At 54.5% G+C, this 11,465-nt stretch carries 6 protein-coding genes; all 6 read right to left on the bottom strand.

Annotated elements, in window-relative coordinates; genetic code table 11:
- Positions 1–79: 79 nt before the first annotated feature.
- Positions 80–3,574 carry a proline dehydrogenase family protein gene (locus ACZ5BI_RS00415; protein ID WP_464896368.1) on the bottom strand — a complete coding sequence of 1,165 codons (3,495 nt, stop codon included), beginning with the start codon at positions 3,572–3,574 and terminating at the stop codon, positions 80–82.
- Between the two features lie 169 nt (positions 3,575–3,743).
- A complete protein-coding gene (gene putP, locus ACZ5BI_RS00420; RefSeq protein WP_464896805.1) occupies positions 3,744–5,408 on the bottom strand; it encodes a sodium/proline symporter PutP in 1,665 nt (554 codons plus the stop codon).
- A gap of 437 nt (positions 5,409–5,845) precedes the next feature.
- Positions 5,846–6,367, bottom strand: coding sequence for a 2-C-methyl-D-erythritol 2,4-cyclodiphosphate synthase (ispF, locus tag ACZ5BI_RS00425; RefSeq protein ID WP_464896806.1), 522 nt, complete (start codon positions 6,365–6,367; stop codon positions 5,846–5,848).
- 174 nt (positions 6,368–6,541) lie between these two features.
- Positions 6,542–7,549, bottom strand: a complete 1,008-nt coding sequence (locus tag ACZ5BI_RS00430; RefSeq protein WP_464896369.1) for an NUDIX hydrolase — start codon at positions 7,547–7,549, stop codon at positions 6,542–6,544.
- Between the two features lie 150 nt (positions 7,550–7,699).
- Positions 7,700–9,853, bottom strand: a complete 2,154-nt coding sequence (locus ACZ5BI_RS00435) for an RNA degradosome polyphosphate kinase (RefSeq protein ID WP_464896807.1) — start codon at positions 9,851–9,853, stop codon at positions 7,700–7,702.
- A gap of 726 nt (positions 9,854–10,579) precedes the next feature.
- Positions 10,580–11,203: a hypothetical protein gene (locus tag ACZ5BI_RS00440; protein ID WP_464896370.1), complete on the bottom strand. Its 624-nt coding sequence runs from the start codon at positions 11,201–11,203 to the stop codon at positions 10,580–10,582.
- Positions 11,204–11,465 lie beyond the last annotated feature (262 nt).

The raw sequence follows: 11,465 nt of genomic DNA on the forward strand, positions 1-11,465 counted from the left end.
CGAGCTAAAAATGCGGGGGTTGGGAAATATTTCCCAACCCCCGCAAGGCATTTATTCAGTTATAGAACTAGCGCAGCGTCTAGATTTTCACCTGCTCCGAAAGGGGAGTGTGATTACCGAAGCGGTGGTTAGTGAAGGCTACTGCCTGCTCGCGAACAAATGGGATCATTTCTACGCGTCCACAAGCAGTCACCGGATGTGACCAGACCGCTACATTCACATTGCCATTAACTGCTTCATTGACTGCCTTCACATCTCCACCGATCAGGCGGATACGTCCATCCAGCCCGGCAGCGGCAGCCCAGGCCGGCAGACGGTCACGGAAGGACTGATCGGACTCGACCTCGTAATCGATGTGCTGTACGCGCAGGTACTGAAGCAGCGCGGAATCTGGTTCTTGCGGCATCGATACCGAAACCTGCGAACCAACGGCGCGACCGGCAGCTGCCAGCATTAACACCTGAGAGGCGTCCTCGCCCTCGGATAGACGAATCAAGACCGGCAGTGGACGGTAACGCAACACGTTACGTTCGACCCGCAGATCCGAGGGGTCATGCCCAATGCCAAACTCGCTGTCTAGAGCCTGCTGTGAAGAACGCAGCGAGGCCATTACGAACTCTTTATTGGAATCCAAAGAGCGCGCTACTTTCGCGGCTTCAACCAAGGCGCGGTTGCGTAGCTCCACGTCCTCGTTTTCCGGAATACCGTCGGCCTCCCATTCGCCTAAACCGAACAGATAGGACGGGCCGCCAGCTTTCGTACCCGCCCCAATCGCGGAGTTCTTCCAACCGCCGAAGGGCTGACGGCGCACGATAGCGCCGGTGATACCGCGGTTGACGTAGACGTTACCGGCCTGTACGCGATCTAGCCACAGGTTGATTTCATCGGCATCCAAAGAGTGCAAACCAGCGGTCAAACCATAGTCGGTCGCGTTTTGGATCTCGATGGCTTCTTCCAGAGTGTCACAGCGGATAATCCCCAGAATCGGACCGAAGTATTCGGTCAGGTGGTATTCACTGCCCGGTTGTACCCCAGCGCGAATGCCGGGAGTCCAGAGTTTTCCGGATTCATCAAGCTGCTTGGGCTTGAGCGCCCAATGCTCTCCCGGCCCCAAAGTGGTTAGGCCGCGCAGCAGCTTCCCCTTAGCCGGAGCGCATAGTGAACCGGTTTGGCTGGAGGGGTTGGAGGGGTAGTCCACCACCAGGGAACGTACGCCGTCAAGTAGCTGACGATGAACCCTTTCGGAGTACCCGACGGAACCGACCAGGATGGCCAGGGAAGAAGCGGAGCACTTTTGTCCACAGTGGCTGAACGCCGAGTTAATAATATCTTTGACCGCCAGGTCTAGATCCGCCGAGGGGGTGACAATAATAGCATTCTTACCAGAGGTTTCCGCCAACAGCCCCATATTATTGTCCCAGGAACGGAACATCTTGGCAGTGTCGATCGAACCAGTCAAGATTACGCGATCTACCCGCTCATCAGCCATCAGGTTCTTGCCGAGTTCCCGATTGCCTAGTTGGACAAACTGCAGAACCTCACGCGGAACCCCCGCTTCCCACATAATTTGGGCAAGCAGCGCGCCCGTGCGGCACGATTCTTTGGCTGGCTTGAAGATCACTGCCGAACCTGCTGCCAACGCCGAAACGGTCGAACCAGTAGGAATAGCGATTGGGAAGTTCCAGGGCGGGGTAGAAACCGTTACCCGTGCCGGCTGGAACTTGGCGCCCGCTTGCTGTTCTAGCTCTAGGCACTGCTGCGCGTAGTAGTGGCAGAAGTCCACGGCCTCCGATACCTCAATATCGCCGCCATCTAAAGCTTTACCACATTCGGCGGCCGCGATCTCCATCAGCTTCGCCCGGTTTTGGCTCATTAGCACGCCCACGCGGTGAATAATCTCGCTGCGTTCCTTGGCAGGACGTGCTGCCCACACTTCGGCGGCCGCGGCTGCCCCAGCCAGCATTTGATCCAACACATTAGCATCAGAAACGGTGGCTTCCTCGACCTCTTTAATCCCAATCTGGCAATCGGGAATCGCCTTAACGATCTGGCGTGACCATTCGATATTTTCCGGTAGGGAAGGATCAGAATCCGGGGTGTTCTCGAAAGTCCACTCCCCATCCTTTTGTACGAAAGATTTAATATCTTCAGCCGTCTCGGTGAGACGATTTTGCTGGCGGACCGGGCCGACCTCGACGTCATAGACCCGCGCTAAGGCACGCCGGAAACGCTGCTCTTCCTTGTGAAGCACATTGGCGTCATCCAGATCAAAAATATCAGACATAAAGTTCTGATCCAGCGAGTTTTCTTCCAGCCTGCGCACCAAATAGGCAATCGCCACATCGTATTCTTCCGGATTAACGACCGGCACGTAGAACAGGAGATGACCGGTATCCTCGGCTACTGCCTTGGACTGGGGAGAAGCCATACCGGTCAGCATCTCGAACTCTACGCCGCCGGACTCTAACACTCCGCGTTCATGTGCCAGTTCGTAGGCAAAGCCCACGGTGAAAAGGTTCATCCCGGCAACGCCGATCTTAATGTTGCGAGTGCGCTCTTTAGTCAGGGCGTAGTCCAACACCTTCATATAGTTCGAGTCGGTGTCTTGCTTGCTCTTTTGGGTAGTGAGTTTCCAGCCACGTTCGCGAGAATCAACGGTTTCCATCGAAAGGTTCGCGCCTTTAACTACGCGAACTTTGATCCGTCCGCCCCCGTTAGCTACGCGCTTAGCAGCCCATTCTTGCAGGTCCTGCATAGCGGGGAGGGCGTCGGGCAGGTAAGCCTGTAACACGATGCCAGCTTCCAGCTTTTCTAGACCGGGGGTCTCCAGAATCTTCTTGAATACATCAATGGTCATATGGAGGTCTTTGTATTCCTCCATGTCCAGGTTGATGAACTTCTTTGGTTCATAGGAGTTAGCGCGCCGATATAGCGGTAGGAGAGCTTTTACAGCTCGATCGACCACATGATCATATGCCCAAGGATTGTGAGGGCCGGTAACTGCAGATACCTTCAAAGATACGTATTCAACATCTGGACGTTCCAGTAGCGCCATGGTGTCGGTAAGCCGCTTATTAGCCTCTTCATCACCCAGGATGGCTTCACCCAGCAGGTTCATATTGAGCCGCATTCCGCCTTGCTTTAACCGCTCAATTGCCGGCCCTAGTTTGGCGTCAGATACGTCCAGAACCAGATCCCCGACTAGTTTCGCGAACACCGTGCGGGTAATGGGAATAACCATTTTTGGTAGCAGCGGAGCCATAGCGCCGCCTACCTTAAAGGGTAAACGCAGGTACCAGGGCAGGAAGCTCACGGAGGAGGACGAGAGACGGTTTAGTTCCTCGGCCGCGACTTTAATGTCCTCGGGGCGAATGACTCCGTCAACAAAGGCAACGGTGAAGTCTAGGCCTGCTTGATCTTCGAGCACCTGGGACAAGAGTTTTGCTGCCCGATCTTCCGGGTATTTCTCAGACTCCCGTACCCATTTTTGGGCACGAGCAACCGCCAAGTCCGCTAAGTGACGGCAGTCGCCGGTTTCCCCACCAACTTTGGGGGGAGCCACGCTTTCTGACATTTGTTTGCGTCCTTTCTTAGGAAACTGTTAGTAGGTATCGATCGCACCTAAGACGTAGAGCGCCGAGCTGTATGGTAGCTCGACCCTCTACGCACTTACATGTTCAAGGTAACACTAGATGCGCAGGTGTGTACCCTGATTTAAGGGACTTTTTTCCTAGGGTCGACTTTTATTTGCTGGGCTTCTTCGCAGCAAGAGGTTCCTCTCCCGCTACCTCGGCAAACGGAACGGTAGTAATAGGAGTTACGGAGCGACCTTTCAGAGCTGAATTGATTTCATCATGCGAAGCGTGAGCGAGTTTGATCGATAGATCGAACTCTTCGTCGATTTCAGCATTCGGCTTGTAGGTGGCGTGAGAAACCAACCAAGAAACCAGGAGGTTCAGCAAGAACCCAGGCAGGATCTCGTAAACCTGGAAGATCATCGGTACGGTATCGGGCAGGTTGCCCCAGATACCTACGGTGATAGCACCCACGGCCATACCGGCGGCAGCGCCCTGCCAGGTGTATTTGCGCCAGTAGAGGCTGAGCACGATTACCGGACCAAAGGCGGCGCCGAATCCTGCCCAGGCGAAGGCAACCAGACCCAGGATCGAGTCAGTACGGAACCAGGCAAAGAAAGCGGCGATAACCGAAATCGCTAACACCACCATCCGGCCGGCATTGATACCCTTGGCGCCCAGCAAGCGACGCTTCTTGATGCCCCGGTAGATATCCTCTACCACTGCGGAAGAAGTAACCAGCAGCTGTGAAGAAACAGTAGACATGATGGCGGCCAAAATAGCAGCCAGCATAAACCCGGCTAGTACCGAGGGGAAGAGCTGTTGACCCATCACCAGGTAGATACTTTCTTGCGGATTCTGTTTCACCAGCGCCAAGGCTTCTTTGATTCCGGCGAGGCCATTTTCGGACAGGGCGCGCCCGATTAAGGCGGTAAGAGTTGCGCCCAACACGCACAGGAACATCCAGCCGATGCCCAGGCGGCGAGCCGAAGTTGCTTCCTTAGGGGAGCGTAGTGCCATGTAGCGTACGATCACGTGGGGCATGCCTACATAACCCAGACCCCAGGCCAAGCCGTTAAGGATGGACAGCTTACCGGCCGCCCCGTCACCCACTATGGAGAACATCTGTCCTTCCAGGCCGTTCAGAGTATCGGTCATTACTCCAAAGCCACCCAGGGCAACCACACCGAAGACTGGTACTAGCAGAAGGGCGATTAGCATCATGATGCCCTGTACCATATCGGTCCAGGAGACAGCTAGGAACCCGCCTACCAAGGTGTAGAGAATTACTACCCCAGCTACGAGTACCATGCCTACGTGGTAGTTGACATGGAAAATAGATTCGAAGAACACCCCACCGGACACCATGCCGCTAGCTACGTAGATGGTGAAGAAGAAAAGAATAATAATCCCAGCTACCAGCTGGAGGATGTATTTCTCGTCTTTTAGACGCGCTGACATGAAGGAAGGTACGGTAATCGAGTCTCCCGCTATTTGCGAATAGGAACGCAAGCGGGGAGCTACCCATTTCCAAGCGCACCAGGAGCCGATCAGCAAGCCGATAGCAATCCACGATTCGACTAAGCCGGTTAAGTAGAGCGCCCCGGGCAGTCCCATCATTAGCCAGCCCGACATATCTGCGGCGCCCGCCGAGAGGGCGGCGACCAGGGGAGGTAGGGAACGTCCCCCAACCATGAAGTCATCCATGGTTTGAGTGCGGGTGTATCCGTAGATGCCAATTAGAATCATGGCTACAAAATAGATAACCATTGCAATGGCGATGCCGCTGGTGCTTCCGCTGTTAATAAAATCTGCCGCACCGACGGTGGGCATCAGTAATGTTGAGAATGAAGTTATCATTTGCTCTCCCTTCGGGGGATTAGCGCCGAGACTTTCGACTGCGAAACATAATATCTCGTTGTCAAGCTAATCACAATATCCCACGGGACTTTAGGTATATGAGAGCTAGGGATCCTTTTTGCTGCATCTGGGGTAAAAGGCCAGGAAACTCTAGGTTTTAAGCCCATATTTTTTAAGTATTTTTTCTGAAAAAACCTAGGCCTTAAGGCCTGTATTGCTATGACGCAGATCACTTAAAACCTAAAAAGCTGCTTCGGGAGAGCATAGAGAGGCAGATTTAGTCACGCAGATTTTTTGCGAACTAGGTATTGTCTTTACCCCCGGAAGAGAATAATTTTCATCAACCCGGGAGCACAGACATAGCGACGGCTTGCCCGGAACTGGTAAGAGTATTTCTCAGATCCCGGCGCTCAGTTCAAGTTAGTTAGGGGATAAACCAGCGCGGTAGCTATAGCCGCCGCTCCCTCCCCGCGGCCAGTGAATCCTAATTTGTCCGAGGTAGTCGCAGAAATAGACACCGGCGCCCCTACTGCTTCCTCCAGCACGGCGCGCGCCTGCTGATAACGCTGCCCCATCCGCGGGCGGTTCGCGATCACCTGAACCGCGGCGTTTCCCAGTCCCCACCCGGCCTGATGAATAATCTGCATGGTGGCTGCCAATAGCTGGGCGCCGCTGGCACCTTTCCACTCGGGACGGTCAGTACCAAAATGGGTGCCCAGATCCCCTTGACCAGCGGCTGATAGAATCGCGTCACAGAGAGCGTGAGCAGCTACATCGGCATCCGAATGTCCTTTAAGAGGGAGCTCTCCCGGCCAAGAAAGTCCAGCAACCATGCAGGGACGGGCAGTCGAGCTGGGGTCGGCCGGGTCGGCGAAAGCGTGAACGTCACTACCAATGCCCACCCGAGGTAACAGGTAGGGAACAGAATTAATGTCGGTATGAGAGCGATTGTCAGCCGGAAAATCCGGGCGGCCAGGGGTGTGGGAATTGTTCATGTCCCCAGTTTAGCGATCCGGGTTCTTACCCGAGTCACGGTTGCCTGGCAGTACTAAAGCTTGATCGCATCCAAAAGACCTGGGGCACTGAAATATCTCACCGGTAAAACCCTAGGGATCGAGGCGAAATACCTCCAGGTCAACAACTCTCGGCTCCGGGTAATCTGCCATATGCACGATCAGCATTCCCGCGGTTTTTAAATAGGGATCACTTTGGGGCAGCAACCTGCCTAGATGGTTAGGGGTAAGCGGTGCTAGCTCCCCGATAATTCCTGGAATCGTAGGCCGATGTACGCAAATTGCCAGGGGAGCGGCCGGCTGATCTAGCTGACTTTCCGAAAGCAATCCCCGGATTACCCCTCGCATCCGCGAAGGATCTTCCCGATAGGCGTCCTCGGTGAAGGAAGCCTCCGTTTTTAAGGGAGTGCCCGAAAGCGTGGCATAAGGGGCGACCGTGGCCACGCAGCGGCGCCACGGCGAAGTAATTATCTGATTAATACCCAAAGCTGAAAGTGCTGGAACCAGGCGTAACACTTGTGAGGAGCCGCGGCGCGAAAGAGGCCGGGTCATTTCGCCACCCTCCCATTGGGAGCGTTTAGTGGCTTTAGCGTGCCGGAGCACCGCCAGTGTCCGAGTACTCAAAGTACGTTCTGCCAGTCGGGTGAGCAGTTCTTCCAACAGCCGGCGATCCCCGCGGCGAGTCAACAGTCGCATGGCTTTGCGCGCACCCACCCATTGTGACTTATCAATTTCCTTGCTCGGAGCTGGGGGAGCCAAGGGGCGTGCTCGCAGAGTTTCCGTGGGAACATCGGGGAATCCTACCCAGTAGTAAACTTCTTTGGTCACTCCCGACCCCAGGCGATAACGCTGCACGGTCAGCGGCGCTCCCAGACGAATGGGAACTCCGGTTTCCTCTTCTACCTCTCGTACTGCCGTTGCCGGGATGGCTTCCCCGGGTTCGCGTTTACCCTTTGGCCAAGACCAATCGTCATAGCGCGGCCTGTGCACAATCAGCACCTCGATATCCTGGCGCTGGGCGGGGATGGAAGTGCCTGGAATTGGGGTGGCTCCCTCTCGCAGCCGCCACACTAGTGCGCCTGCAGATCGTACTATCCGCATATGCGGTGGCTTAGGTCGAGCCGTCATGGTAGCAACTTGCCTTTCTCGTAATCTGTCCCTATTGTCTAACAAATTACTTATAAGGTCATTCCCCCAGGTAAAAGGGGTGATAACTGTTCAACATGAAGAGTTAGATGGATGATCAGCCGTTTAGCGTCCTTTCATCCGCGAGTTAGCCTTGTTAATTAGGTACTCTTGAATGTCCATAAGAGGCGAGCCATCTTTGCTATTAATATGGCGCCGCCAAGTACCATCCCGCCGTAAATGCCAAGAAGATACCTCCGGGGAGGCCTCAAGTTTCACCAAGTCCATGAGTTCGGCGGTCATGTCGGGATCTTTGATCCGGATCAGCGCCTCTACCCGGCGATCCAAGTTGCGGTGCATCAGGTCAGCAGAACCGATCCAAACCTCTGGCTGTCCCCCGTTTTCAAAAGCGTAAATACGGGAGTGCTCCAGGAAACGACCCAAAATGGAACGCACCCGGATATTTTCCGATAGTCCGCGCACCCCGGAGCGAATCGTGCAAATTCCGCGCACGACAATATCTATCGGTACCCCTGCCTGGCTGGCGCGATAGAGGGCATCAGTTACCGCTTCGTCTACCAGGGAGTTTACTTTAATTCCGATATAGGCGGGCAAGCCTTTCTGGTGATTTTCTACTTCGCGTTCAATGCGTTCAATAATGCCCGGGCGGATGGAGCGGGGAGCCACCAGCAGGCGATGGAAGGAAGTACGGGGCGCATAACCGGATAGCTGATTGAACAGGCGAGTAAGGTCTTGGGCTACTTCGCGATCGCAGGTAAGTAACCCCAGATCTTCATATCCGCGTGCGGTCTTGGGGTGATAATTCCCGGTACCTACGTGACAGTAACGGCGCAGGCCATCGGCTTCTTCGCGAACCACCATCGACAGTTTGCAGTGAGTTTTCAGCCCCACCATGCCATAGACCACGTGTACCCCGGCGCGCTCTAGTTTGCGTGCCCACGAAATATTGGCGTCCTCGTCGAAACGAGCTTTAATCTCTACTATGGCAAGCACCTGTTTTCCGTTTTGCGCGGCCTCGATCAGGGCGGACACGATCGGAGAATCCGAGGAAGTGCGATACAAGGTTTGCTTGAGGGAACGCACTTTCGGATCCCTAGCGGCATAGGTGACGAAATGTTGCACCGAGGTAGAAAAGGAATCATAGGGGTGATGCAAGAGCACATCGTGGCTGCGGATCATTGCGAAAATATCGGTGGGGGTAGCCGATTCTACTTCCGCTAACCCGGCAGCGGTAGCTGGAACAAACTTCTGGTATTTCAGTTCCGGCAAATCTAGTTCATGCAGCTCGTTTAGGCAACGCAGGTCAATCGGTTCCGGAAGGGCAAAAACGTCCTCCATCCCAATTTCCAGTTTGGCAACCAAGAAGTCTAAAACTGGACGGGAGATGCCTTCGGCAACCTCTAGGCGTACTGCCGGGCCGAAACGGCGCCGCAGCAATTCTTGTTCCATTGCGGTTAGCAGGTTCTCCGCGTCGTCCTCTTCGACTTCCAGGTCCTCGTTGCGGGTCAGGCGGAACACGTGATGTTCCAAGATTTCCATACCCGGGAAGAGGTGATCGAGGTGGGGGCCGATAACATCCTCCAGGGTAATGAAGGTGGCCTCGCCGTTAGTATCAATCGCATCTTCTGGACTGACCTGGTCTATTGCCTGTTCCACGCAGATTAACCGGGGCAGGCTTTCCGGGATCTTTACCCGGGCAAAATGCTGCTTTCCAGTTAGGGGATTGCGTACCACTACCGCCAAGTTAACTGACAGCCCCGAAATATAGGGGAAGGGGTGCGAAGGATCGACCGCCAGCGGGGTCAGGATCGGAAAAATCTGGCGGCGGAAATATCCGTGCAGAAAATCTTGTTGCTCCGGGGAAAGATCATCCCAGCGCCGTAGTTTGATCCCCACATTTTCCAGTTCGCCTAGCAAAGTGTTTTGCACAAAATCGGCTTGCCGAGCACACAAAACTTGGGCGCGTTCAGTCACCAGGTCAAGCACCTGCCGGGGAGTAAGGCCGGAGGCGGCGGTGCGGGCAATTCCGGCGGCAATGCGGCGTTTAAGCCCCGCCACGCGCACCATATAGAACTCGTCAAGATTGGAAGAGAAAATCGTGGTGAACCAGGCGCGCTCTAGAATTGGGAGCCGCTCGTCCTCTGCTTGCTCTAATACCCGCTGGTTGAACTGCATCCAAGATAGTTCCCTGTCCCCGAAACGGCCCTTGGGGAGGGGCTTGTCTTGACCCAGAGGACCGGCCTGTGCCAGTTTGTCCATCCCGGGTGCCTCCCGCAAAGTGGAGGGGCTGATTTGGGAAAGATCTTCGGGGCCATCGGTTTGGGCGTGACCGCTGCTCGCCGCGGCCTGCGCGTTCCCCTTCTCCTTTTCAGGTGCCGCTTTATCGATGGTGGTATTAGGTTTCTTAGTGCCCGTACTGGGCTTTGCGGAAGCTGCCTTGGTTTTGCCACCACCGGTTTCTTTTGAGCTTTCCTGGCTGGCTGCTTTATCGTTAGCGTCATCAGTCGCAGTTTTTCGGTCCTTACCGGCAGCTTGAGGCTTATCGCTGTGATCTGAACTAGCCGGTACAGTTTTTTTCGGTCGCGGCAGCAACTCGTCATCAATACTTATTTTCCTGCCGTCAACAAAAGGTGAGGATCCGGTGGGCAGGTCATAGTCGGCATCCTCATAATCGGTACCGGGAAACTGTTCGGGGGAGGTCTTAGAAGAGATCAGTTCGTCAGCAGTGGCGGTCTCAAAGTTGGATTGTGCCGCTTGCCGGTCTACCTGAGCTACCGGTTCAGTTTGCGGGTTTTCTTTATACATCCGGGCAATATCGGCAGGCGAAGGCACCACCTGAGAGTCCCCTTGCGCATCCTCTTTAATTTTAGCTTTACGTACTTTCGGTTCTGGCCTGTTTTCAGCTTCCTGTTTGCTGTCCATGCCGATCCCTTCTAATAAAATTTTTTGGTGACGGTACCTGAATTAGTCTGGGTTGATTTATTTCTAGTCTAGGCGATTTACCTTGGCTGCACGCGCTGAAAGCTTTAGGTCGCGCGCGGTTTGTAATAGCGCTTCGGGGCGCAGGGTTACCGGATCGGCCAGTTCATCTCGAGCGTCTTTAATCCAGTCGGCACTGACCCCACTGGCCAGCACTTTCAGGAAATCGCTGGTGCGATCAAGCAGCGGAGCCAGCTGGTCAATGGAGGTTTGGGTTCGCCACAGCTCCGCTAGTTTATTCATGAGGGCAAAAACCGATTTTTCGCAATGCTCGCGCGAAAAAACTTCCCCAATTTCTAGAGCCGCCAACCCCTGCTGGAAACGCTCATTTACCAGATCTGGGTCGCGTAAATACCATTGATGAACCAAGTAAAGCCGCCAGAGCGTTCCGGGCAAAGTATTGGCTGGGGAGGCAGACCAGAGCTCACTGACCGTATCTATTCCTCCAGATTCGAGCAGCTCCCGTAAACGTTTAACCTGATCGTCACTTTCTTTTTCGATTCCTAGCAGAGTTTGCGCTACCAAATGGGCAACCTCCGAAGAGATCGCCCCGTCCTCGGCACCGGGAATGTTTTCTGCCTGCTCGGCATCTAGCATCGCTGGCCTGCGCGGAGTTCTCCGTGTAGTCATTTGTTTCCTCCTTTAATATCCCTATTGTCTCCCATGCATCATTACTTGGGGCAGCTTTGCTTTTATTGCGCGAGTTAGGAGCTGCTGGCGTCCAAAGTAGGGTTTGCCGGTTTCCTCGCCGTTACTTTCTGCGCTCGTCCCCATTAGTAAGGGTGGCGGAGTCAATGTGTGAGACCGCTCAATAAAATGCGAGATAGTCGCTACTCGCGGCTAGAATAATTTCAGGTTTGAGGTGCTAAAAGGTGGCGCCGCCAGATTTATT

It is taken from the genome of Varibaculum sp. GTC20041 (genome assembly GCF_055387755.1).